This is a genomic window from Actinotignum timonense, assembly GCF_002860685.3.
GTDB classification, from domain to species: domain Bacteria; phylum Actinomycetota; class Actinomycetes; order Actinomycetales; family Actinomycetaceae; genus Actinotignum; species Actinotignum timonense.
Genome location: NZ_CP136960.1, coordinates 85,061 through 108,211, shown reverse-complemented (window position 1 = coordinate 108,211; position 23,151 = coordinate 85,061). Strand labels below are relative to the sequence as shown.

General features: G+C 62.7%; 17 protein-coding genes, 1 tRNA gene, 1 other RNA gene and 1 pseudogene. 12 read left to right on the top strand and 8 right to left on the bottom strand.

Features of this window, described 5'->3' with window-relative positions; all coding sequences use genetic code 11:
• The first annotated feature begins 74 nt into the window (after nucleotides 1–74).
• Genes cysS through CYJ17_RS00395 form a run of 4 tightly spaced genes read left to right on the top strand, consistent with a single transcriptional unit; the run spans nucleotide 75 to nucleotide 4,706 of the window.
• Complete coding sequence (cysS, locus tag CYJ17_RS00410; RefSeq protein WP_234984456.1) at nucleotides 75–1,619, top strand: cysteine--tRNA ligase; 1,545 nt, start codon at nucleotides 75–77, stop codon at nucleotides 1,617–1,619.
• Between the two features lie 7 nt (nucleotides 1,620–1,626).
• Nucleotides 1,627–2,649: a 23S rRNA (guanosine(2251)-2'-O)-methyltransferase RlmB gene (gene rlmB / locus CYJ17_RS00405; protein WP_087070327.1), complete on the top strand. Its 1,023-nt coding sequence runs from the start codon at nucleotides 1,627–1,629 to the stop codon at nucleotides 2,647–2,649.
• A complete protein-coding gene (locus CYJ17_RS00400) occupies nucleotides 2,621–4,165 on the top strand; it encodes a hypothetical protein (protein WP_087070328.1) in 1,545 nt (514 codons plus the stop codon). Before rlmB ends, CYJ17_RS00400 begins: the two co-directional genes overlap by 29 nt.
• Nucleotides 4,158–4,706, top strand: coding sequence for an ASCH domain-containing protein (locus CYJ17_RS00395; protein ID WP_087070329.1), 549 nt, complete (start codon nucleotides 4,158–4,160; stop codon nucleotides 4,704–4,706). Before CYJ17_RS00400 ends, CYJ17_RS00395 begins: the two co-directional genes overlap by 8 nt.
• A 9-nt stretch (nucleotides 4,707–4,715) precedes the next feature.
• Here CYJ17_RS00395 and CYJ17_RS00390 read toward each other — a convergent pair whose 3' ends face one another.
• On the bottom strand, nucleotides 4,716–5,312 hold the full coding sequence (locus CYJ17_RS00390) for a LytR C-terminal domain-containing protein (RefSeq protein ID WP_087070330.1): 597 nt from the start codon (nucleotides 5,310–5,312) through the stop codon (nucleotides 4,716–4,718).
• Nucleotides 5,313–5,646: 334 nt separating this feature from the next.
• Between CYJ17_RS00390 and CYJ17_RS00385 the strand changes: the two genes are divergently transcribed.
• Nucleotides 5,647–7,242, top strand: a complete 1,596-nt coding sequence (locus CYJ17_RS00385) for a uracil-xanthine permease family protein (protein ID WP_087070331.1) — start codon at nucleotides 5,647–5,649, stop codon at nucleotides 7,240–7,242.
• Between the two features lie 320 nt (nucleotides 7,243–7,562).
• Here CYJ17_RS00385 and CYJ17_RS00380 read toward each other — a convergent pair whose 3' ends face one another.
• Complete coding sequence (locus tag CYJ17_RS00380) at nucleotides 7,563–7,934, bottom strand: hypothetical protein (RefSeq protein WP_101595674.1); 372 nt, start codon at nucleotides 7,932–7,934, stop codon at nucleotides 7,563–7,565.
• Between the two features lie 421 nt (nucleotides 7,935–8,355).
• Here CYJ17_RS00380 and CYJ17_RS00375 point away from each other — a divergent pair, with 421 nt between their 5' ends.
• A complete protein-coding gene (locus CYJ17_RS00375; RefSeq protein WP_143231840.1) occupies nucleotides 8,356–8,748 on the top strand; it encodes a hypothetical protein in 393 nt (130 codons plus the stop codon).
• 132 nt (nucleotides 8,749–8,880) lie between these two features.
• On the opposite strand, the gene CYJ17_RS00370 is transcribed toward CYJ17_RS00375, so the two are convergent.
• The 4 genes from CYJ17_RS00370 to CYJ17_RS00355 all read right to left on the bottom strand — a co-directional run bounded on the left by CYJ17_RS00370 (nucleotide 8,881) and on the right by CYJ17_RS00355 (nucleotide 12,536).
• Complete coding sequence (locus CYJ17_RS00370; RefSeq protein ID WP_087069845.1) at nucleotides 8,881–10,305, bottom strand: IS3 family transposase; 1,425 nt, start codon at nucleotides 10,303–10,305, stop codon at nucleotides 8,881–8,883.
• Nucleotides 10,306–10,449: 144 nt separating this feature from the next.
• Nucleotides 10,450–10,534, bottom strand: a tRNA-Ser gene (locus CYJ17_RS00365).
• Nucleotides 10,535–10,706: 172 nt separating this feature from the next.
• On the bottom strand, nucleotides 10,707–11,363 hold the full coding sequence (locus tag CYJ17_RS00360) for a YbaK/EbsC family protein (protein ID WP_234984457.1): 657 nt from the start codon (nucleotides 11,361–11,363) through the stop codon (nucleotides 10,707–10,709).
• 24 nt (nucleotides 11,364–11,387) lie between these two features.
• The gene (locus CYJ17_RS00355; RefSeq protein ID WP_087070333.1) at nucleotides 11,388–12,536 is read right to left on the bottom strand and encodes an acyl-CoA dehydrogenase family protein; all 1,149 of its coding nucleotides are present in this window, start codon (nucleotides 12,534–12,536) and stop codon (nucleotides 11,388–11,390) included.
• A gap of 177 nt (nucleotides 12,537–12,713) precedes the next feature.
• Here CYJ17_RS00355 and ffs point away from each other — a divergent pair.
• The 5 genes and pseudogenes from ffs to CYJ17_RS00330 all read left to right on the top strand — a co-directional run bounded on the left by ffs (nucleotide 12,714) and on the right by CYJ17_RS00330 (nucleotide 18,997).
• Nucleotides 12,714–12,810: signal recognition particle sRNA small type (gene ffs, locus CYJ17_RS00350), an RNA gene on the top strand.
• A gap of 76 nt (nucleotides 12,811–12,886) precedes the next feature.
• A complete protein-coding gene (locus tag CYJ17_RS00345; protein WP_307886509.1) occupies nucleotides 12,887–15,667 on the top strand; it encodes a DNA polymerase III subunit gamma and tau in 2,781 nt (926 codons plus the stop codon).
• Nucleotides 15,667–16,272, top strand: a pseudogene (gene recR / locus CYJ17_RS00340) (recombination mediator RecR); the annotation flags it as partial. The gene CYJ17_RS00345 and the pseudogene recR, both read left to right, overlap by 1 nt.
• Before the next feature lie 407 nt (nucleotides 16,273–16,679).
• Complete coding sequence (locus tag CYJ17_RS00335; RefSeq protein WP_087070336.1) at nucleotides 16,680–17,945, top strand: aspartate kinase; 1,266 nt, start codon at nucleotides 16,680–16,682, stop codon at nucleotides 17,943–17,945.
• Nucleotides 17,942–18,997, top strand: a complete 1,056-nt coding sequence (locus CYJ17_RS00330) for an aspartate-semialdehyde dehydrogenase (protein ID WP_087070337.1) — start codon at nucleotides 17,942–17,944, stop codon at nucleotides 18,995–18,997. The genes CYJ17_RS00335 and CYJ17_RS00330 overlap by 4 nt, the downstream gene beginning before the upstream one ends.
• Here the strand turns inward: CYJ17_RS00330 and CYJ17_RS00325 are convergent.
• A complete protein-coding gene (locus tag CYJ17_RS00325; RefSeq protein WP_087070338.1) occupies nucleotides 18,994–20,238 on the bottom strand; it encodes a DUF4032 domain-containing protein in 1,245 nt (414 codons plus the stop codon). The genes CYJ17_RS00330 and CYJ17_RS00325 overlap by 4 nt on opposite strands.
• Before the next feature lie 98 nt (nucleotides 20,239–20,336).
• Nucleotides 20,337–21,137: an ABC transporter ATP-binding protein gene (locus CYJ17_RS00320; RefSeq protein ID WP_087070339.1), complete on the bottom strand. Its 801-nt coding sequence runs from the start codon at nucleotides 21,135–21,137 to the stop codon at nucleotides 20,337–20,339.
• Between the two features lie 132 nt (nucleotides 21,138–21,269).
• Here CYJ17_RS00320 and CYJ17_RS00315 point away from each other — a divergent pair, with 132 nt between their 5' ends.
• Entirely contained in the window at nucleotides 21,270–23,039 is a 1,770-nt protein-coding gene (locus tag CYJ17_RS00315; protein ID WP_087070340.1) for a serine/threonine-protein kinase, read from the top strand.
• Nucleotides 23,040–23,151: the final 112 nt, after the last annotated feature.

The following is a 23,151-nucleotide window of genomic DNA, read 5'->3' as shown; positions in this document are numbered from 1 at the left end:
GCAGTTGCGCCGTCTCGGTACACCAGCAGAGGAAGGGCGCTGCCTGGCCGGCAGGGAGCGGGTAAACTGACTACGTGAGCTTCAAGATCTATGATTCGTCAGCCCGTGCCGTCCGGGATTTCGTTCCCCTGGAACCCGGGAAGGTCAGTGTGTACCTGTGCGGCGCTACGGTGCAGGGGTCCCCGCATATCGGGCATATTCGCTCCGCCCTGGCCTTCGATGTGCTGGTGCGGTGGCTGCGCCGCTGCGGCAATGAGGTGCGCCTGGTGCGTAACGTCACCGATATTGACGATAAGATCCTCGATAAATCGGCGCAAGCCGGTGCCCCGTGGTGGGCCTGGGCCTACCGTTTCGAAAAGGAATTCAGCGCCGCCTACCGCACCCTCGGCATCCTGGATCCCACGTACGAACCGCGCGCTACCGGGCACATCCCGCAGATGATCACGCTTATTCAGGAGATTATCGACGCCGGCCACGCCTATGTGGGCAAGCCCGGCAATGTGTATTTCGACGTCGCATCGCTACCCGATTACGGTTCCCTCACCCGCCAAAAGCTCGAAAATATGGTGGTGGATGAGGAAGGCGGGGAAGCCGATAAGCGCAATCCGCATGACTTCGCGCTGTGGAAGGCCCCCAAGCCGGGTGAACCGGAAAGCGCGGCCTGGGATACTCCCTGGGGGCGCGGGCGGCCGGGCTGGCACCTGGAGTGCACCGCGATGTCCACCCACTACCTGGGTAAGGAATTTGATATTCACGGTGGCGGGATCGATTTGCGCTTCCCGCACCATGAAAATGAGCAGGCGCAGGCCCACGCTGCCGGGCGGAATTTCGCGCGGTACTGGATGCATAACGCCTGGGTGACCGTTAATGGCGAAAAAATAAGTAAGTCGCTGGGGAATGTCGTCTCGTTGGAGGATGTTACCGCGCAGGTATCCCCGGCGGTGGTGCGTTTCGCGCTGGGAACGGTGCATTACCGCTCCACCGTGGATTACTCGCCGCAAAGCCTGGCGGAAGCCGGGGCGGTGTGGGAGCGCCTGGCTGGATTCGTGGAACGCTCGGTGGCTGCCACTGAAGAAGTACCGGCGGAAGAAATCGCGGCGGTGGGTCCGGCGGATCTACCCGAAGCATTCGTGCGGGCTCTCGATGATGACCTCAATGTCTCGAGTGGGCTGGCCGCGATCCATGAGGAGGTGCGCCGCGGGAACGCCGCGCTCGCGGAACGGGACAGCGCCGGAGTGCGCGCCGCCCAGGTGCGGGTGCGGGCCATGCTCGATGTGCTCGGCCTGGATCCCCTGGCTGCCCCCTGGCGTAATTCCAGTGGCGCTGATAAAGCAACCGCGCGGGCGCTGGGCGCCGTCGTCGATACTATGCTGGCGGAACGCGCGGCCGCGCGCGCCGCGAAAGACTGGGCCCGGGCCGATGCGCTCCGCGATGCTTTGCACGTGGCCGGCATCGCGGTGGAAGATTCGGCGGACGGCGCGCACTGGCACCTAGAAAACGCGCAAAAAACCGCCACCGCGGCGAAAGTGCCCGCGGCAGGCGCAGGCGTGCCCGCTAGCGAAACCGGGCAACCCGCCACCGCAACAGCAGAGCTCGCCACCGGCGCGGAAGAAAAGTAGGAGAAATATGGGAGACGGACGCACCCGGCGCCCCAAGGGCAAGAAGCGCGCTACGGTCGGCTCGGGCGGGAATAACCGCCGGCGCCTGGAAGGCAAAGGCCCCACCCCGAAAGCGGAGGAACGGGTCTACCACAAGGCCTATAAAGAAAAGCAGGTGCGCGATGCCCGCAAGGCGCAAGCCGAGGCGCGCGAGCGTTCCAGCTTCAAGCTGCGCCGCGATCTGCACACGGCGCCCGGCCACGAACTTATTTGCGGGCGTAACCCGGTGCGCGAAGCGGTACGGGCCGGCGTGCCCCTGACCAGGGTCTTTATGCAGACTTCCGCGGTGGGCGATGAGCGCCTGGCGGAGCTGGTGGCGCAGGCAACCGCGCTGGGCGCCCCGCTGGTGGAAGTTTCCCACGGGGAGCTTGACCGCATGACGGATAACGCCGTGCACCAGGGCGTGGCCATCGAAGTGCCGCCCTACGAGTACGCGGATGCCATTGAGGAAGCGCACGCGGCTCTGGAGCGCCACGAAGCGGGCGGCCCGCTGCCGCTTTTCGTGGCTCTCGACTCGGTGACCGACCCGCATAATCTGGGGGCGGTGTTGCGCAGCGCGGCGGCGTTCAACGCGGACGCGGTCATCGTGCCGGAGCGTCGCGCGGCCGGGGTGAACGCCACGGTGTGGAAGGTGTCGGCCGGGGCGGTGTCCATTGTGCCGACCGCGCGGGTCACGAACCTTGCTTCCACGCTCGATGAGCTGAAGAAAATGGGCTATTTCGTGGTCGGTTTGGACGGCGGCGGCTCCACCACGGTGGAGAACCTCAGCCTGGCCGATACCCCGCTGGTGCTGGTGACCGGCTCGGAAGGGCGCGGGCTGGCGCGGCTCATTCGCGATAAATGCGATGTGATTGCCTCGATTCCGATTGCCGCGCGCATGGAATCGCTCAACGCCGCGGTCGCCACGGGGATTTCGCTCTACCAGGTTGATCGGATCCGGGCACGGATGAACGGAGGGGACAATGTATCAGTGGAGGCCGGTTCGCGGTGAGGTACAGCGGCTCGACCAGAGCCTGACCAGCCCCGCCCAGCTCGAGGAATTCTTCGCGCGCGAAGGCGTGGTGGTCCGCGGGGATCACGACGGTGATATTTTCCGTTTCGAAATCGCGGTGACCGGCAAGCGGCGCCGCGTCGCCACGATCCGGAGCGTGCTGGAAGCGGCTGAATCGAATGGGCCTAGCGGCACATCGGCGCCGGCTGGCGAGGAAAACGCGGTGCCTTCCGGAAGCGGTGAAGAATCCGAGGCCGGTGCGGATGCCGATACCGGCGCGAGCGCTCGGGAGGAAGAACCCGGCATCGTGCCCGGCCTCAACCTCGTGGATTTCGCCCAAAAAATGGATCACGAACTGCGCAAAATCCACATTGAGGTGGATGGATACGTGGTGTACCCGAATATTGATTTGGGTGAAGTGGATGTCACGGAGGCGGATCTCGCGTACGCGGATGCGCACCTTCAGCACGACGACGCCGCCGCTCACGCGGCGGAACCGGCCGCGGCGAACCCGATAGTGGAGGAAACTCAGGCTTTCGCTCCGGTTTCCGATTCCCCGCTGCTGCCCGGTGATGAAGGTAAAATCCCGACCATGCACAACGGGCCCATGGTGGCTATTTCCGATGTGCCTTTCGCGCGGGTGCCGGGCCTGGCGGCTCGCATCAAAAAACCGGTGGCTGTTTTCGCGCACGGGAACGCCAATGTCATGGTGGCGGATGTGCCCCTGGCTCGCGATGCGGAAATCGGGCGGCGGCCCGGGTTCGTGATTGTGCTTTCCACCGCGGGGGCGGCGCCCAGCTGGCGCAACCCGGTTTTGGTCATCCGGCAGAACTCCGGGATCACCTACTGGAAGTGGCTGGATACCCTCCAGGATCTTCCGCACGTGGAAGCCAATAGTGCCGCCGCGGCTTTCTCCCGGGAAGAACTGGGAGCAGGGGCGCGGGTGCGGCGTATTCTCGATGATTTCCCGGAGGTGGATGCCGGGGATCTCACCGAGGCGCTCACCGCCCCGGTATCCGAAGCGGTGCCGCGCTTCCTTGAGGTGTTGGGCCTGCCGGCAGCGGTGGGTGAAGTGCTGCGCGGGGCGCGGGAAGCCGCGGATATTCCGGCGGATATTCCGGAAGCGACCGTCTTCACCCCGCAGGCTTTCCCGGAACGCATGAAAGCCTCCCTGGCCTATGAGGTATCCGGTTACGGTTCGGCCCCGGCCGGAATGTGGAAGGTGTACCGGCGCCTCTACCTGGATCATCCGCGGCTGCTGGAGATTATTTCTTCCGCGCAGGCCGGGCTGGGCTTGGCGATGGTTATCGCCGGGGCGAGGCGCTGGAATAAACGCGGGTATCGCGCGCTGACCATCGCGGGCGGGGCGCTGGGCGCTAATGCCCTGGTGCGCATTCTTACCACCCAATGGCTCAACGCCGCATTGGAGGCCGAAGGTTTGAACCCGGGGCCGGCGAAACGCACATCCGAACCGTCCGAACCGTCCGAGCCGTTCGAGGAGAGCGCTCATGAGTGAGAACACCCAGGTAGAAGGCTTCCTCGAAGCTTTTTGGGCCCGCGCGGTCACGCGCGGGAAAATCAACCCGCTTGAGGTCATCACCGGTGGTGAATCAATTTCCGCTTTCCGGCCCCCGGCATTTAGCTTCGGTTTGACCTCCGAAGAGGCCACCGAGATTGCTGAACTTATCGTGGCGGGGAGGAAAACTGCGACGTCGAGCTGGGCGGATAGCTACCGCGCCGAAGATGTGCCGCTCCCCGAAAAAGGCGATTTGGCGATTGTGCTGGATGGGGAAGAACGCCCGCGTGCCCTTATCCGCACCGATAGCGTGGAGGTCATGCCCTTTACAGAGGTCAGCGCGCAGATCGCGCAGGCTGAAGGCGAAGGTGATTGCAGCTTGGAGAGCTGGCGCGCCGCCCACACGGAATTCTTCCGGGCAGAAGCGGCAGCGGCCGGGCTGGAATTCGATCCGGCCGGGGATGTGGTGGTGGAGCGCTTCACCGTGCTCTACTCGGACCGCGATGATCACCTCGGGCCCGGCGCGGTGGCCGGCAACTAAGCTAGCTGCCTACTTCCGCGCTTCGCTTACCGGCACGCAATTGCCCGGGGAAGTAAGCTGCCCATCGGTGAGCTGAGCGGCAGCATCTTCCGGGTTGCGCAGTGCATCGAATTTCTCACCCAGGATCACCGTGACCGTTTGGCCCGTGGTGTCATTAGAGAATCCCACCACCGAATCAGGAATGAAGGTTGCCAGGGTGTAGGCAGCGGCCAGGCCATCGGGTCCGGCCTGCACAATCGCACCGTATTTATCTACACCGGCTGGCCAGTTCGCCGTCGTCCCTACCGTGACGCCCATTTCCGCGAGGTTATGCGCAACCTCCGCCGCAAGGCCGCTCGACGACGTTGAGTTATACACATTCGCGTTAATTTTCGAGAGCTCCAGCGGCGCGGTGGGGCCGCTCAGGCAGGGGATGGTGACCTCATCGGGATCCGGGTCGGCCGCGAATTCCTTATTGATCGGGGAGGGGATGATGCCGAGCCAGATGAGCAGGCAGAGGGCAAAAACAAGTGCGAGCGCCCCGGACACGATGCTGAACACCACGGTCTGGCGCTGCTGGATCTTACGACGGTAGGCCTCGCGGGGCCCAAGATGCTGCTGGGTCACGGGTTTAACGCTAGTTCACCGGCCCCGAAAAAGCAGCTGCGCGCGCTGGGAGATAGCCCGCACTGTTCGCCGACTCCGGAGGTGTGACACATCCCATGTCACCTTGTTTACGTAGAGTTTACCTAGTTTTTGAGCGGTAGCGGCGTCGTCGTCCCTGTGAAGCGAGCCGCGCGGGACTTGCACCGTCCGTAAAAAGCCATACACTAATTCAGGTTCAAACGAGTGTGGGCGGGCCGGTCGCCACGCGGTATCCCGGTCGCGCCACTGCGAGATTGCGAACCCATTCCTTCTATGCGCGGGTAAGCCCGCGCGAAGAGCAACGAGGAGAGCATTCATGGCACAAGTATGGAAACTTCACGGCGACGGTGTGCGCATCGCGCCGGGTGAGGTGGTTCAACCGGACGAACGGCTGGGGTGGCCAGCCACAATCGGCATTGGAATGCAGCACGTTGTTGCAATGTTTGGCGCAACGTTCCTCGTTCCCTTACTAACGGGTTTCGATCCTTCGACGACATTGTTCTTCACGGGATGCGGAACCCTTCTTTTTATCCTTATTACCGCCGGAAAATTGCCCAGTTACCTGGGCTCTTCTTTTGCCCTCATTGCGCCTATCGGCGCGGTGACCGGCTACACCCAGGGCGGTGGCCCCATCGATTCGCACGGGATGGCGCTCGCGCAGGGTGGCATTATTTCGACGGGCGCGGCCCTGCTGCTGGTCGGCCTGATCGTGATGGTCTTCGGCGCGGGGTGGATCGATAAGCTCATGCCCCCGGTGGTGACCGGCACAATTGTGGCGCTCATCGGCTTCAACCTGGCCCCCGCGGCCTGGAATAACGTCAAGGCCGCGCCGGTGACCGCGGTGGTGACCATCGTGGCGGTGCTCGCGGTCACGGTCCTCTTCAAGGGAATTATCGGGCGCCTGTCCATTTTGATCGGTGTGATTATCGGTTATGTATGCGCCTGCATCCGCGGCGAAGTGGACTTCAGCGCGATTGGCGACGCCAGCTGGGTGGGTATCCCCACTTTCCACGCCCCGGCTTTCGATGTATCCACCCTCGGGCTGTTCGTCCCGGTGGTGCTGGTGCTGATCGCGGAAAACGTGGGGCATGTGAAGTCGGTTTCCGCGATGACCGGGCGCAATCTGGACGGCGTGACCGGCCGGGCGCTGTTCGCCGACGGCCTGTCCACGGTCTTCGCCGGCGCGGGCGGCGGCTCGGGTACCACGACGTACGCGGAAAACATCGGCGTGATGGCCGCGACCCGCGTCTACTCGACCGCGGCCTACATCGTGGCGGCGGTCACGGCCCTGGTGCTGTCCATGTTCCCGAAGTTCGGCGTGGTTGTTGCGACGATTCCTCCCGGAGTGCTGGGCGGCGCGGCCACGATCCTCTACGGCATGATCGGCATGCTCGGGGTGCGTATCTGGGTGCAGAACCGCGTGGACTTCTCCGACCCGGTCAACCTCAATACCGCCGCGGTGGCGATGGTGGTGGCGATCGCGAATTACACCTGGACGGTGGGGGATATGGTCTTCGAGGGGATCGCGCTCGGTTCCTTCGGTGCCATTATCATCTACCACTGCATGCGCGCGGTTTCGCGCCTGCGCGGTACGTCTCTTGAACCGGCGACGCCGGCCTCGGCCCCCGCGGGTGCGGAACTTGCGGAAGGTCACCTGGAGCGGTCCTGGGATGTTCAGCCTGATGGGAAGCTGGCGCGCACGCCGGCGAGCCAGCGGGTGCAGAGCGCGCCGGACCTTGCGGAGCTCGCGGAAATCGCGGGGATTGCGGAACTTGCGGAAGGCGCGACGCACGCGGGCGGTGCCGGGCTTCCGGAGCGCGCGGGCGGTGCCGCAGGTGCGGATCACGCGAGCGGCGCGGATGCTTCGCGCGAGGCTTCGCACGGTGCGGACGGAACGCACGCCAGCAATTAGCCGCACCTTGTAGTACGACGGCGCAGCTAAGCGCCCCGGACTCGAGCGAATGATGTGGCGATTCGGAGCGGGGCTGGACGGGGATTCGGCTGAGACCGGACCGGAACCTGGTCGGGACTGGACCGGTATCTGGATCGGAACCTGGCTGGAACTCGGCCGGGCTTGACCGGAACTCTGCTGAGGACTGCGCCGGCCTCAAAAAATAAATGGATGCACGCGGGGCGGGAAGCCGAAGAAGCTTCCCGCCCCGCGGCGGTTATGGATAAGCATCGCACAACACGCTACTCAAAGCGTGGGTCTCCTGTGAGATTTCGTGGTTCCTAGGCTGTTTGTAGGATCTTGGAAATGCGGCCGGGTGAGAGCTCCATAATCTCTGCAACTTCACGGACGGTCATACCCGAAGATCGCAAGCTGGTAGCGGCTTCTCGTGTAGCTTGCGATGCACGTGACTGAAGTTCGTGAGCTTGCCGGGATAGTTTCTTGGCCCGAGCAATAGTTTCGGCGGTTGAGCCAACGTCTATGACTAAATCGAATCCGCGGTTTTCAACATTAAGAAGATTGAGCGCATCGGCGACGATATCGCTAATTTCGTTGAGTCTGCGGGCTTGGGAATGGTAAATTTCCCCGTTTACTGTAAGTTCGAGCCCCCACCATCCGTGGTCGCGGAAGGCTCTCACGTGCGTCCTGCTCATAGTCCTAGTCCTTTCCTGAACTTACGGATTGTGCCCTTTGCGGTTTCCTCTGGAATGTCGCGGTGGCGCCCCACGATGTTGCTTACGTTGCCGATGGTAACGCGCGTGTGGCAAGTGCCTTCGGTGGTTACGAGCGTGTGGCCGGTCTGTTTCGCGATTGTCTTGAGCTCGTTCAAGGGGTGGGCCCGTTTCGTAGCGGATAGTGTACCCCTGTAAACATGCCGCGTCTACATGGGTAAACAGATCGGGTTTTTCCTTCCGTTCGACACCCGCTGGCGGCCGGGAAGATCGGAATGTTTAGAATCTTGACCAGTTAGTGTTTAGTGGCTAAATTTGTAGATGTAAAGGCAGGAGAAATCAACAAACGCATCGAAATGTCGGCGACGGTCGAAAAGTAATTTGCGCCAATACTCGGGGAAGGATGGCTAACGAAATGAAAACCTACCGCGTGACTGTAACCAGGGAAGATGGTGACTGGCTTGGTCAGTGTGTCGAGTATCCCGGAGCACTCGACTTTGCTCCCACCCTTAAAAAGCTCTGCAAAGGAATGACTGACGCAATTATCCTCTCTGCGGATCTACCAGACGACGCCACGTTCAACATCCAGCTAGAAGCTGGCGAAGGCTTAAGCCCGGAAATTGGAACGGCATTCGCAATCGCTAAGAAGCGACTCGAACTCCAAGAAGAAAAGGCCCGTTTGCAAGAAGCGACCTTGCGCTCGATTCATGCTTTGCGGGAGGAGGGGTACTCTACGCGGGATATCGCATCCGCTCTCGGCATTACTGCGGGGCGTGTCAGCCAGCTTGCCGCCTAGCTTTGGGGGTACTACTTCGTACCCCGAACGTGTACCCCCGAATGTACCCCCAAGAACCCGAAAAAGACCACCAAAGACCAGAACAAACGCGACACGACCGTGGCTTATAGGACAAAAGGGGCTGCGGACTGTTTATTGGACATTATCGCTTAAAACCGCTTGACGATGCTCCACAATCGTTAAACCATCGAACTTCAAGGTAATACGCTTCTGGTTATAGAAGAACATATACTCGTCTATCGCCTCGCATAACTCATCGGTTGTAGCCCACTTCTTCCCGTGATAAATCTCGGTTTTCATCCGCCCGAAAAACCCCTCACAAGCAGAATTATCCGGACTACACCCCTTCTTCGACATCGACCGCGTCAACCCGTAACGCCGCGTAAGCTCAATCCAGGACACAGACCGGTAGTGGACTCCCCGATCCGAATGGATCACGAGTGGATGCTCACTCTGGCCGGCTTGTAGCTCGTTTAGACGCTGGTGCGGGAGGGTTGCCAGGGCGTTTTCAAGGGAGGAATCAGCCAACACTGAGGTTGGGTGTAATCCCCTCGTATACGCCACGACTTTCCCGTCATAACAGTCAATAATCGGGGAGAGATAAACCTTCCCGTTAGCTGCGTGGAACTCGCTGATATCCGTGAGCCAAAGCCGTCCGGGCTCATCAGCGTGGAAGTCACGCTCGACTAGGTTTTCCGGTGCCGGGCTGATCTCCCCGCCGTAACTAGAGTACTTCCGGCGTGCTTTGGCATACCTGACCGGGATTTCCTCTTCCCGCATCAAGCGCTGGATGACTTTCTCCGAGACCACATACCCAAGCTTTCTAAGCGCTAAACGGATACGCCGATACCCATACGTATACAAGCCCTCGCGCGCGATCTGAGCGATCAACTCACGCAAGCGAGCATGCTTGTCAGGCCGCTCTAGCTGTTTAGCGGTGTAATAGTACGAGCTTGCCGGCAAATCCAAGGTATCTAAGACCATGGCTAGCGGCGTGGTAGAGCGTAGCTGGTTAGCTACCCGTGTTTTCTCTACCGCTTCACTGCGCCCGCCTGTGCGGGCTTTTCCTTTTTTTGCTAGCTCGAGCTGGGCTTTCAAGACGCGTTTCTGCACGATTAAATCGGCTACAAGAGCACGTAATTCTTCCGGGTCTTGGGGTAGCTGGGCTTCCAGTTGGTGGCGGGTTTTCGCTTTGATCTGGTCGCATTCTTTCTCGTTCATGAGTCCTAGACTGCCTTCCGCATCCCACTTTTTAACCCAAGCATAGATGTTTGTGCAGTTCACGATTCCTAGATCCTGGGCGATAGTGTAGGCGTTTTCCCCGCTGCGGAATCGCTTGCAGGCAGTTACTTTCACGTCCGTTGATATTTTCTGGTTAGGGGCGTGTTTCTTCGGTTTTCTCTGCTCTGGTTTCTCGTTGCTATTCCGGATCCATTTGTAGAGCGTGTCTCGGCCTGGGTAGCCCAGTTTACGGACTGTGGCGGTTACCGATTGCGTGCGTTGGTAGGTGGTGAGGGCTTTACGGATCTGCTCTCTCGTGTACGTACGCTTACTCATTGAACGTTCTCCTTAAAAATCTCTAGGAAACCGTCCGCACCCCCAAGTGTCCTATAGGCCCGCACCAACCCCGACTTTCCCGCACCAGCTCAACAAAAACTAAGCCCCCAAGCCGATTGTCCGGCTTGGGGGCTAAACCTATTGCGGAGGATGGGGGATTCGAACCCCCGAGGGCTTGCACCCAACACGCTTTCCAAGCGTGCGCCATAGGCCACTAGGCGAATCCTCCAGGGCAGTTTTAAACTGCCTGTACAGCTTAGCGTAGATTCGGGCATGAGCACCACTCAGCATGATGAGGTGATGCCCACGTTATTCGATCACCAGTTAGTTTGATCGCCGATTATTCAGTCGCCAGTCAGTTCGATTACCGATTACTCGATTGCCAACTACCTGATCGCCGATCACTCAATCGCCAAGTTGCTCAGCACGTGCGCGCCGGGTAGCTGCGCGAGCAGCGCACCCGGCACCACGAGCTTCGAGCGGCGCAGCCCCGAGCCGATAAGAGCCGTCCCGGCAGCCACCCGCTCATCAATCAGGAGATTCCATGCGGCCGGAACCCCAACCGGGGAAATCCCGCCGTACTCCATACCCGAAGCTTCCACCGCCAGCTCGGTAGGCCAGAACGAAGCCTTGCGAACGTTGAGGAACTTCTTCACCACGTGGTTTACATCCGCGCGGGTAGTTGCCCGCACCACGCAGGCAGCCACCCGTTCCTCACCTTCGCGCTTGCCGGCCACCAGCACGCAATTACACGACACCGCCAAATCGAGCCCGTAATGCTCCGTCATCGGTTCGGTATCCGCGAACTCCGGATCAATCTCCGTGACCAGGGCTTGCGCGCCCAGTTCAGGATGGTTCTGTGCAACGGCCTGCAAACCTGCCGCCACCGGCGCGGCCAGCAAATCCAGATGCTCAAGCGCCGGCTGCCAGGGAAGATCACCGAGCAGCGCGCGATCCACGTTCGCGCTGTAGGAAAGTGAGCTGCCCGAAACTGCGCTAGACGAAACCGAGCTGCCCGGAACCGCGCTGTAAGAAACTTCGGGTACGGATTCACTCATATAGATACTCCTTGATTTCTGGGGCTAGTTCTCCTTACGTGTGACGGGCCCGAGCACCAGGCTGGCCCAGGAACTGTGCAGCGATTCCTGATCGGAAGGCTGGAAAAGCCCGGCCAGCACATCGCGGTAGAGCCGCGAAAGTTCATGACCTGCGTAATACGAGCTTCCCCCGCAGGCGCGGATGCATTCTTCGACGGTGCGCAGCGACGCTTCCGCCGCCGCATTCTTGGCCGCGGAGAAACGCGGGTATTCATCCGCCCCGCCCAGCTCCCCGCTGTCAATATGTGCGGCCAGTTCGCGTAGCTGCGGACCCACCGCGTTCATTGTGAGCGCGGCTTCCGCAATGCGCCAGCGAATATCGGGATCATTTGCGTAAACATCATTGTGGAGGACCGAGCGGCGCTTCTTAACATGCTCCACCGCAACCTCAATGGCGCGTTCACCAATGCCCTGGTAGGTGGCCCCGAGCAGAATCTCAAAATTGGAGAAGATGCCGTAAACAACCGGTTCCTTATTCGGGCCCGGCGCCACGATCCCCAGCACGTTTTCATCGCGAAGTAGCGCGCCGTCCAAAACCGTGGAATTGGATTGGGTGGCCCGCATCCCGAGGGTGTTCCAATCGTCCTTGATGGCGAAGCCGCCGTCGCCCCGTTCAACCAGGCCGAAAACGTCACGCACCCCGGAGTCATCCTTGAGCGCGCCGAAAGTCATGAGGTAATCCCACGCGGGCGCGAGGGACGTGAAAACTTTGGTGCCGTACAGCCGGTATCCCGCCTCATCGCGTTCGGCCCGGGTGAGCGAACCGAAAAGCACCAGGTCATTACCAGGTTCAGAAATACCGAAAGCGAACAGCTTACCGGCCGCGGCTTCGCGCAGAATCTTTTCCCCGGCGGCTACGTCGTTGCGCACCAGGTGGCGGCCGAGCCCCACAATAATCTGGTGCATATTAATGCCCAGCGCAGTGGCTGGAGCGTACTTCGCCAAACGGGTCTGTTCCGCGCAAATCTCCACCAAGCTCAAGCCGGCCCCGCCGTATTCCTTGGGGACAAAAGCGCCGTAGTAGCCGGCCTGCTTCAAATCTTCGTAGTCCTCACGCGGGAATTCATTGGCGGCATCCACCGCCGCCGCCCGCGAGCGCAGTGTTTCCAATAGATCTTCGGTAAGGAAAGCCATTGATTCTCCCTGTTGTTGTGGACGACGGCGATACTCCCGCCATCGCGGGGACCGCCCACTCACGCTAGAGAGTGTACCGCGGGCCTCCGACACAAAAAATGGTGAAAATGAAGCCGGGGGATCTCCCCGTGTTTCTCCCCGTGTTTTGCATTCCCCGCGAACTCGTTTAGACTGGCACCTGACTCCCCACGTGGCGTCATCTTGCAAAACTCCCCCAGGGCCGGAAGGCAGCAAGGGTATGCGGGCTCTGGCGGGTGCGTGGGGCGTCTTGTATCTACCATCTTGTATCCACAGGTTTTTTGCGCGCGTGATTCGTGTCGTAGGTACCCCGTAGACTGATACTCGTGAGCATGGCATTGTATCGGCGGTATCGCCCGGAGCGTTTTCAAGATGTTATCGGCCAGGAGCAGGTAACTCGTCCCCTCATGGCTGCGTTGCGCGGGGAGCGCACGGTGCACGCCTATCTCTTCTCCGGCCCGCGCGGGTGCGGGAAAACTACCTCGGCGCGCATCCTTGCCCGCTGCCTGAATTGTGCGCAGGCGCCCACGGATACGCCGTGCGGGGAATGTGCCTCGTGCCGGGAACTGGCGGGGGATGGCCCCGGTTCGCTGGACGTGGTAGAAATGGACGCGGCCAGCCACGGCGGGGTGGATGATGCCCGTGACCTGGTCGAACGCGCGGCTTTTGCCCCTAGCCGGGATCGCTACAAGATTTTCATTATTGACGAAGCCCATATGGTCACCACTCAGGGTTTCAACGCTCTGCTCAAACTCGTGGAAGAACCTCCGGCTCATATCAAGTTCATTTTTGCCACTACGGAGCCGGAAAAAGTTATCGGCACTATCCGCTCGCGTACTCATCACTATCCGTTCCGCCTGGTCTCCCCGGCGCGCATGGAGGAATACCTCTCGCAAATCTGCGCGGAGGAAGGCATCACTCCGGAACCGGGGGTGCTCGGTTTGGTGGTGCGCGCGGGCGGGGGATCGGTGCGTGATTCCCTCTCGGTTTTGGACCAGCTCATGGGCGGTTCGGAAACCTCCACGCTGTCGTATTCTCAGGCGGTTGCGCTGCTGGGTTATACGGATAGCGGCTTGCTGGATCGCGCGGTCACCGCCATTGCCGAAAGTTCGGGCAGCCAGCTTTTCGGCGTCGTCGAAGAACTTATCGGTGCCGGGCACGAACCGCGCCGTTTCGTGGAAGATCTGCTCCAGCGCCTGCGCGATCTGATCGTCATCGATTTGGCGGGGGATGCCGCGGCGGACGCTTTGGGTGAATTACCGCAGGATCAGCTGGCCGCTATGCGCACCCAGGCGCAGGCTTTGGGGGTGGCGCGCGCCACCGAAAGTGCCGAGCGTGCGAACGAGGCGCTTTCCGCGATGGTGGGCGCTACCTCGCCGCGCTTACAACTGGAATTGCTCTGTGCTCGGCTTTTGCTTCCCGGCAGCGGGGCGGCGCCTTCGGGGAGCGGTTCCGGTGGCGCGGCGCGGGAAAGCGGCGCGGCGCGCCCCGTTACTGGACCCGCGGCAAGTGGTGGAAACGCGCGGAAATCGCCGCAGGATATTGCGCGGGAAAAGGCCCGGGCAGCCGCCGCTGCGGCCGCAGCGCAGCGCGGGGCCCCGGTAGTTCCGGGTTCTGCTAGCGTTCCGGCTGCGTCTGCGCCGCAGCCTGTTACTTCCGTTCCGGTACAGAACGACGACGCCGCAACTCCCACCCAGCCCGCTCCTCAACAGGCTAAGGAATCGTCCGCGGCGCCAGCTGCAGCTCAGCCGCTGGAGCAACCCGCGCAGCCGGTGGAGCAACCCGCGCAGCAGCGTGCTCCGCAAGCGGAAGAACACCCGGCTCAGCAGGCGGTTCAGCCAGCCGGTGAACCAGCAGTGCAGCAACCGCGCGAAGGTAGTGTGGAGCGGGTGGCCGCTCCGGAGGAATCGGGGCCGGATCACGCTGCCGAGCTCACGGCCCGGTGGGCGGAGGTAGCCTCATCCGGGCGTTTCGCCCAAGCGATTTTCTCCGGGCCTACCAGGGTGCTCGGCTCGCGGGGAAACCAGGTTGCCCTGGAGTTTTCTTCGGAGAAGGTGCTCGGCGCCCTCCAAGATCCGCGGAATGTGGAGCGTTTGAGTGCCCACCTTTCGCATTTCACCTCGGTTCCGGTCACCGTGCGGGTTATTTCCGCGGCCCCTCAGCAGGCCGATGCCCCGGGGCAACCGGGTAGCGCGGGTCAGCCGGCTAACGCAACGGTTGCGGAGAATCCCCAATCGCCAGCTACAGCTCAGCCGCGCCCGAGCGGTCCCGATGGCGGTGGTGCCCACCCAAAAGCTAATGCCGCCACCGCGGCGGCCGCTCCTGCTCCTGCTCCCGCCAGCGCTGCCGGTGCACCCGCACGGCAGGAAGCAGTCCGCGGTGCAGGTAGCGCGGCCGCGGATGATGAGTGGCCTGAACCTGAAGAACTCTCCGATCCGGATGACGCGGAAGACTACCCGCCCAGCCGGCAACAAGCCGCGCCCGGAAATGCGAGCTCTGGCGCGGCCAGCCCTGGCCCGGCTAATTCCGGATCAGCTAGCCCCGGATCAGCTAACCCTGGCGGGGAGATTCCCTTCTATCTTCAAAACATGCCCATGCCGCAGCCTTTCGCCGGCCCGAACGATATGCCGGCATCCCCGGGAAGTCCGGCACTAGGTGGCAGCCAACTCGCCGCGGCGCAGCCCGCAGCAGGGCAGGTAGCTGCGGGGCAGCCAGCCGCACCTGAGCCCACGCAGGATTTCCATATCCCGCGCCCGCCGCAGCGCACCCAGGAAGTCCCCACCTATGACGCCCGGGAACACCTACGCCAGCTTCGCCACGGAGCAGCGGGGGGCAACGCGCCTGCGGGGAGCGCGCCCGGCGGTAGGGGAGCCACGGGCCCTGGGCCCAGTGTCAATGCACCCGCTGCGCCGGCCAGCTCCGCGCCAGCCGGTCCGAACAGCCCGCATAATTCCGCGCCGCAGGCGGGGGTGGGGTATTCTACTGAGGAGGATGATGTCTCCTTGGATGATCCCACAATCGAGCAGAGCAATGTTGTCGGTCTGCAAGTTGTGGTGGAAATGCTCTCGGGAACCATCGTTGAAGAAATTGATACCGCACAAGGAGGAATGTAGTGGCGGGGGTGTATGACGGCGCCGTGCAGGAGCTCATTGATGAGCTCGGGCGCCTGCCGGGCATCGGCCCGAAAAGCGCCCAACGCATTGCCTTCTACCTCCTCGAACAAGAAGAACCTGAAGTGCGGGCGCTCGCGGAAGCCATGCTCCGGGTCAAGGAACGGGTTCACTTCTGCCAGATCTGCGGCAACGTGACCGAAGCTGATATCTGTTCGCTGTGCTCAGATGCCCGGCGTAGTGATGCCGTGATCTGCGTCGTCGAAGAAGCCAAAGACATCATGGTCATCGAACGCACCCGCGAATACCGCGGGCGCTACCACGTGCTAGGCGGCTCCATCAACCCCATCCAAGGTATCGGCCCGGAAGACCTGCGCATCCGCGAACTCCTCACCCGGCTCCAAGATGGCCGCGTCACCGAAGTCATTATCGCCACCGACCCCAATATTGAAGGCGATGCCACAGCGGCCTACCTCATCCGCCTCCTCACCCCCATCGGAATCGCGCTCTCCCGCCTCGCCTCCGGACTCCCCGTGGGTGGAGACCTCGAATACGCTGACGAAATCACACTCTCGCGCGCCTTCGAAGGTCGCACCCGCATTACCAGCGGCACAACCGCCACCACCACAAGCACAGAAACCACCGGCACGGGCACCACGAACACACCCGGCACGGGCACGGAAACCACGAGCACGCCCGGAACAGGCATGACAGACACGAGACGAATGCCCTCGGTGGTTCCGGGCACCACGCCTTCCGCCCCAGTTGCGGAAACGCACGGCGAGCACAACTAAACAGCTCAGTCCGGGATCACCGTAAAGCACAGCGCACCGCCCCAATGAGGCACCTCGCACAAAGCGGTACTTCGCACAAAGCGACGCTTCGTATAATGCGGCATCTCGCTCATAAGAGCACCGAGCAGGAGAACAATCTCACCTGAAAATCTCGGAAAGCCCCGCAGGCGGCCCCGCGCTTCCAGTTACCATTAGTAAGTCTCGGAAAAATAGGAGTTAATGTGGCACTCATCGTGCAGAAGTTCGGGGGATCCTCGGTCGCCGATCCCGCCGGACTCAGACGAGTGGCGAAACGAATTGCCCAGACCAGCAAAGCCGGAAACAAAGTCGTTGTTGTGGTTTCCGCCATGGGAGACACCACCGATAATCTCTTGGACCTCGCCCACAACGTCACCGATAACCCGCCCGCGCGGGAACTCGATATCCTCCTCACCGCGGGGGAACGCATCTCCATGGCCCTCCTCGCCATGGCCGTCAATGACGAAGGCGTCGCGGCGCACTCGTTCACCGGCCAGCAAGCCGGCCTGCACACCGATGCACGCTACGGCAATGCCTCCATCACCGGGATCGTTCCCGAACGCATTTTCCGGACCGTGCAAGACGGCGCCGTCGCCATTATTGCCGGATTCCAAGGCGTGAACGACACCAATGACGTCACTACCCTCGGGCGGGGCGGCTCCGATACCACCGCCGTGGCCTTCGCCGCCGCCCTCGGCGCGGACGTATGCGAAATCTACACGGACGTGGATGGCGTGCTTTCCGCGGACCCGCGCATCGTCCCCGCGGCCAGCCAACGCCGCGAACTCAGCTACGAAGAAACGCTAGAATTAGCGGCACACGGAGCGAAAGTGCTCCACCTGCGGGCGGTGGAATTCGCCCGGAAATTCAATGTGGCCTTGCACGTACGATCATCATTCTCCGAGAACGAAGGGACGTGGATAGTGGAAGAAACCGCGAAACAGGGCGGATACGAAGACGCCGTCGTCGTCGGAGTGGCACACGACCGCAACCAGGGCAAAATCTCGGTCACGGGCGTGCCCAATCTTCCCGGATCCGCCGCGAAAATCTTCTCCTGTGTGGCCGAAGCGGACTGCAATATTGACATGATCGTGCAGAACACCGCGCTTACCCGGGTGGGCCTGAGCAATATTTCCTTCACGGTTCCCCGCGATCAGGTGGACCTCGCCGTCGCCGCGCTACGCGCCAACCAGGCCGAATTCGGTTTCGAAGACATCGCCGTCAGCTCCGAAATCGGCATCCTCTCCATCGTGGGCGCGGGCATGCGCTCCCACAGCGGCGTCTCCTCCAAGCTGTTCAAAACCCTGGGGGATAACGGCGTGAACGTGGATATGATCAGTACCTCGGAAATCCGCATTTCCGTGGTGGTAGACCCGAATGTGCTAGACGCGGCCGCCCGCGCGGTCCACACCGCCTTCGGGCTGGATGCCAGCGAAGAAGCAATCGTTTACGGAGGGACAGGCCGATGAGCATCACCTTGGCAGTAGTGGGAGCAACCGGGCAGGTCGGGCGGGTTATGCGCGCCCTGCTGGAAGAACGCGACGTTCCGGTGGACCGGGTGCGGTTCTTTGCGACGGCGCGCTCAGCCGGCACCGAACTGCCCTTCCGCGGCAACAACATCGTGGTGGAAGATATTGCCACCGCTGACCTGGCCGGCATTGATATCGCGGTGTTCTCCGCTGGCGGGGATGCCTCGCGCACCTACGCGCCGAAGTTCGTTGCGGCCGGTGCCGTCGTCGTCGATAATTCTTCCGCGTGGCGCCGCGACCCGGACGTGCCGCTCGTCGTATCCGAAGTCAATCCGCAGGATATCGCGCGCCGCCCCAAGGGCATTATCGCCAACCCGAATTGCACCACCATGGCCGCGATGCCCATCCTCAAGCCGCTGCACGATGCCTACGGGCTCACTCGTCTGATCGCCTCCTCCTACCAGGCGGTCTCCGGTTCCGGGGTGCGGGGCGTGCACGAGCTAACCACCGGGGTGCGCGCCGCGCTGGGCGGGGATGTGGAAGCCCTCGCCTTGGACGGGCACGCCGTGGAACTGCCCGAACCTGAGGTGTACCGGGCTCCCATCGCTTTCAACGCGGTCGCTTTTGCCGGGAACCTCGCCGCGGACGGCAGCGGCGAAACCGACGAAGAACAAAAACTACGCAACGAATCGCGCGAAATCCTCGGCATCCCGGACCTCGCGGTAGCCGGAACGTGCGTGCGCGTGCCGGTGTATACCGCGCACGGGATGTCCGTCAACGCGGAATTTGAGAAGGAGGTCGACGTCGCAGCTGCAATCGAGCTCCTCAAAGGTGCTCCCGGTGTAGAAGTGGTGGACCTGCCCAATCCGCTCGATGCGGCTGGCAAGGACCCCTGCTTCGTGGGGCGCATCCGCCGCGATCCTTCGGTGCCGGGCGGGCGCGGGCTGGCCTTCTTCTGCGTGGCCGATAACCTGCGCAAGGGTGCGGCCCTCAATACTATTCAGCTCGCGGAGCTGGTTATTAAGGAGCTCACGGAGAACAGCGCGGCCTAAGGTGTGACCGCGGGAATCTCCCCGGTTTCCCCGTCCAGGAAGGTGGATTCGTCACGCCGGTGGCGCAGCACTTTCTCCACGAAGGAGGCCACGGCCTCGGCCTGCGGCACATCGCGCTGCTGGTCTTCGGAGATGAACCAGCGGTGTTCCAGGATTTCGTGGAAGAGCTCGGCCGGCTCCAGTTTCGCGGTGAGTTCGGGCGGGATCGCGGCCACGGTCGGCTCATAAACATCCGCGAGCCAATCGTGGGCGATCATCATATCGGATTTGCCGCTCTTATTGTGGAGGGCGGCATATTCGTCAATATCGTTGAGGATGCGGCGGGCCTGGTTTTCTTCCACATCCAGGCCGGTCAGGCGCCACACCTTGCGCGAATAGTGCCCGGCTTCCACGATCTTGGGTTGGATGAGGAGGCGGTCTTCGTCCGGGCCGGAATCGATAGCGATCTCGTCCACGTCAAAGCCCAGGTCGTTGAGGCGGCGCACCCGCTCCGTGACCTTCCACTTTTCATCCGGGCCGATGGCCACCTGCGCGGTGATTTCCTCCCACAGTTCGAAGTAGCGATCCGAGAACGTATCGCCCACCCCGATGGTGTCGAAATCTTCGGGAAGCACCCCGCCGGCCTGCAAGTCCATGAGCTCGCCAATAATATTCGTGCGGGCCACGTCGATATCGTATTCGCGTTTGCGCTGGGTGATGGGGCTGTAAAGCTCCCCGGTTTCCGCGTCCACCAAATACGCGGCGAAAGTTCCCGCGTCGCGGCGGAAGAGGGTATTCGACAGCGATACATCACCCCAGAAGAATCCGAGGAGATGGAGCCGCACCAGGAGCACAGCTAGACCGTCAATCAGTTGGGCGATGGTGGCGCGCCGGTGTTGCTGCCCGAAAATCGCGCGGTAGGGAAGGGAGAAGGGGAGGTGCTCGGTGATGAGGCAGGCGTTGAGGGCATTGCCTTCCGCGTCGGTGCGTTTGGAGACCACCGCCACCGGTTCCACCGAGGGCGCCCCGAGGCGCTTGAGGGTGCGCAGCAGTTCGTATTCGCGTACCGCCACCAGTTCGGAAATTTCCTTAATGGCGATGATCCGCCCGGAGAGTCGCACGAAACGCACGGTGTGGCGGGAAATACCGCGCGGGAGCGCAGCGATGAGATCGCGCGGCCACTCTTCGAGCGCCACGTTCCACGGCAGATCGAGGAGATCAGGTTCAACGCTAGCCGCCATAATGGATAGCGAGGATCGCATGAGTGTCCTTTCCGGGAGTAGCTGCGGCTTAATCGTAGCCGAAAGCTCGAGAGCCCGGCGCGTTCGGGCGCGCTCGGGTAGTTCGGCGCGCGGGCGCGCTAGGCCGGTGCGGGGCTCGGGTTCTCCGCCACGAGCGCGCCGTCTACGAGCGCGCCATCAACCAGCGCCCCCGCCTCCACCATCCCGGCTTCCTCCAGGAAGGCCCGCACGGGCGGAGTGAGGTCCGCCAGAATTTCCGCGGGGGTCCCCACCTGCTGGAGGGCGCCATCCACCATAACGCCCACCCGATGGGCGCAGCTGAAAGCCTCGCGCGGATCGTTTGTTACGTACACCGTGGTGATGCCGGTGCGTTCCTGAAGCACGGCAATCTGTTCGCGAATCTCATCGCGAATTTCCACATCCATATTTTTCAGCGGCTCATCCATGAGGAAAATTCGGGGCCGGCGCACCACCGCCCGCCCCATGGAGACCCGCTGGCGTTCGGCGCGGGTGAGCTGGGCTGGTTTCGCGTCCAGGAACTCGGTGAGCTCCAAAATATCTGCCGCTTGCGCCACCCGCGCGGCGATATCATCTGGGTCCGCCCCGGCAATTTTCAGGTGGAAGCCCATATTATCCGCGACTGTCATATGCGGATACAGGGCGTAATTCTGAAATACGATCACTACATCGCGCATGGACGGCGGCAGCGCGGTCACATCTTCACCGTCCAGCAGCACCGACCCGTAATCCACATCCTCCAGCCCCGCAATCATGCGTAAAACCGTGGATTTTCCGGAGCTGACCGGGCCGGTGAGGGCGAAAAATTCGCCGTCGTTGATATGGAGATTCACGTGGTCCACCGCTGGCGCAGGCGCATCGGGATAGTACAGTGTCGCATTGACGAGTGACACAGAAGCCATGGGAATTCTCCATCAGTTATAGCGGTCGGCATTGACACGCTCATCCACTATTATGCCACGTCAGGAACGGGAATACGAGAGTGAATTCCCGCTAAAAATGCGCGGGCCGGCACACTTCGGTATTTTTGAGGTATGCGGGAGGAAATTGGTGGCTATCGGCTGGTGCGGCGCATTGGCTTCGGCGGCATGTCCACGGTCTACGAGGCGGTGGACGGCGCCGGCACCCGCGTGGCCCTGAAACTCCTTCACCCCGCGGCCGTGGATGGGGCGGCCGGGCGCGAACGCCTGCGCCGCGAGGTTGCGATGTTGCAGCGGGTGCGTGGGCCCTACGTTGCCGAAGTCCTCGATGCCGAAACGGATGACGAGGATGCTTTTATCGTCACCCAGCTGGTGGAAGGCCCCACTCTCGCGGAGGACGTGCGCGTGGACGGCCCCTACCCGCCCGCGGAATTGGTTACCCTTGCCCGCCAGCTGCACGCCGCGGTCACCTCGGTGCATCGCCTCGGGGTGCTGCACCGCGATCTCAAACCCTCGAACGTCATGCTCGGCGCGAACGGCCCGGTCCTCATTGACTTCGGCATCGCGCAAACGGGTGGCGATAGCCGCCTCACCATGTCCGGCGCGGTCACCCACACTCCCGGCTACCTCGATCCGCGGGTGCTGCGCGGCCACGCTCCAGACGAAGCCGCTGACCTGTGGGCGCTCGCCGCGGTCATCGCTTTCGCCGCCACCGGTCACGATCCCTACCCGGGCGCGAACCCGGCGGTGATCATGCGTCGCGTCCTCGAGGGGGACGTGGACGTGACCGGCGTGCCGCCGCGCATCGCCCACGCCCTGCGCGCCGCGCTTGCCGAGCCGGTAGAGCAGCGGTGGGGGATTGATGAGGTAGTTGCGGCCCTTGCGGATCCGGTTTCATGGTACGACGACGCCGCTACCGCACCCCGCGCCCTGCCCACCCAGCTGGATGCAACCGTGCCGGCGGCCCTTCCCGGGGCGGCGGCGCCGAGCTATAACGCCACGGATAGCGTTCCCAGTGCGTTCCCGGAAACCTGGCCCCAACCCATTTACGCCGGCTCGGCCACCGCGCCCTATCCGGAAGCCAGCGCTTATCAGCAAGCCGCGCCGGGCCCTGCGGCGCCCGCCACCGCGCCCTATCCGGAAGCCAGCGCTTATCAGCAAGCCGTACCTGGCCCCGCCGCACCTTTCGCTTCCCAGCCAGAAGCCGCACCCTATCCGGGCGCCGCACCGCTAGAACCCGCCCCGCTAGAACCCGCCCCGCTCCCGCCGTGGGCCCGCCCGCCTCGCCGCACCCCCGTCCTCAGCTTCGTGCTGGGCGGGTTGCTATGTGCGCTGGTGGCTGCCTGGCAGATCGCCGGATATGTGGGATATGCTCTCGTCACGGTGTGCCTGGCCTTTGCGGAGCGGAACGCAGCGCGGCTGCGGCGGCGTCGTGCAGAAGAAGGCGGGCCGTTCCGCGGCGAACACCTGGGCCAAATTCTGCGCGCCCCGCTCACCCTCGCGGAAAGCTCCCTCAGCGTGATTCCGCTACACGGCGTGGGGCTCCTCGCGGTTACGCTCGGCTACGTGGCGGCGCGGTTGGGCGGGCTCACCGGCCCGGGCGCGGGCACGGTGGCGGCGCTCGCGGGCGTGGGAATCTCCTGGCTCGGCCCGAGCGGGCGGATAGCGCGCGGCGGCAGCGCGGTCATCTTCGCCAAGCTCGCCCCCACCCGCCCATACCGGGCCTTTTGGGCTGTGGTGCTGGCCGCCGGCGCGGCCGCACTCGCGCTCCTGGCGCTCTCCGGGGTGCTCGGCGTGCCCGCGCATACCCCGCTCAGCTTCGGGTACTTCGGCGAACCGCTGGTCACGATGGTCGAGGATATTGTGGGCGGCGCGGGGCGCTAAACGGCCGGAGCACCCGGCAGCGCAGCCCGCCAAACCTCCACCAAACCTCCCGCGCGGGCAATGTCACCCGGCCGGCCCTCACTTTTCCCAGGGAAAGCGGCGATAATTGACA

Bases quoted from the DNA above. Each gene is read 5' to 3' on its own strand.
- rlmB (WP_087070327.1), top strand. From the start codon at position 1,627: ATGGGAGACGGACGCACCCGGCGCCCCAAGGGCAAGAAGCGCGCTACG.
- CYJ17_RS00400 (WP_087070328.1), top strand. From the start codon at position 2,621: ATGTATCAGTGGAGGCCGGTTCGCGGTGAGGTACAGCGGCTCGACCAG.
- CYJ17_RS00395 (WP_087070329.1), top strand. From the start codon at position 4,158: ATGAGTGAGAACACCCAGGTAGAAGGCTTCCTCGAAGCTTTTTGGGCC.
- CYJ17_RS00385 (WP_087070331.1), top strand. From the start codon at position 5,647: ATGGCACAAGTATGGAAACTTCACGGCGACGGTGTGCGCATCGCGCCG.
- CYJ17_RS00380 (WP_101595674.1), bottom strand. From the start codon at position 7,934: ATGAGCAGGACGCACGTGAGAGCCTTCCGCGACCACGGATGGTGGGGG.
- CYJ17_RS00375 (WP_143231840.1), top strand. From the start codon at position 8,356: ATGGCTAACGAAATGAAAACCTACCGCGTGACTGTAACCAGGGAAGAT.
- CYJ17_RS00370 (WP_087069845.1), bottom strand. From the start codon at position 10,305: ATGAGTAAGCGTACGTACACGAGAGAGCAGATCCGTAAAGCCCTCACC.
- CYJ17_RS00360 (WP_234984457.1), bottom strand. From the start codon at position 11,363: ATGAGTGAATCCGTACCCGAAGTTTCTTACAGCGCGGTTCCGGGCAGC.
- CYJ17_RS00355 (WP_087070333.1), bottom strand. From the start codon at position 12,536: ATGGCTTTCCTTACCGAAGATCTATTGGAAACACTGCGCTCGCGGGCG.
- CYJ17_RS00345 (WP_307886509.1), top strand. From the start codon at position 12,887: ATGGCATTGTATCGGCGGTATCGCCCGGAGCGTTTTCAAGATGTTATC.
- CYJ17_RS00330 (WP_087070337.1), top strand. From the start codon at position 17,942: ATGAGCATCACCTTGGCAGTAGTGGGAGCAACCGGGCAGGTCGGGCGG.
- CYJ17_RS00325 (WP_087070338.1), bottom strand. From the start codon at position 20,238: ATGCGATCCTCGCTATCCATTATGGCGGCTAGCGTTGAACCTGATCTC.
- CYJ17_RS00320 (WP_087070339.1), bottom strand. From the start codon at position 21,137: ATGGCTTCTGTGTCACTCGTCAATGCGACACTGTACTATCCCGATGCG.
- CYJ17_RS00315 (WP_087070340.1), top strand. From the start codon at position 21,270: ATGCGGGAGGAAATTGGTGGCTATCGGCTGGTGCGGCGCATTGGCTTC.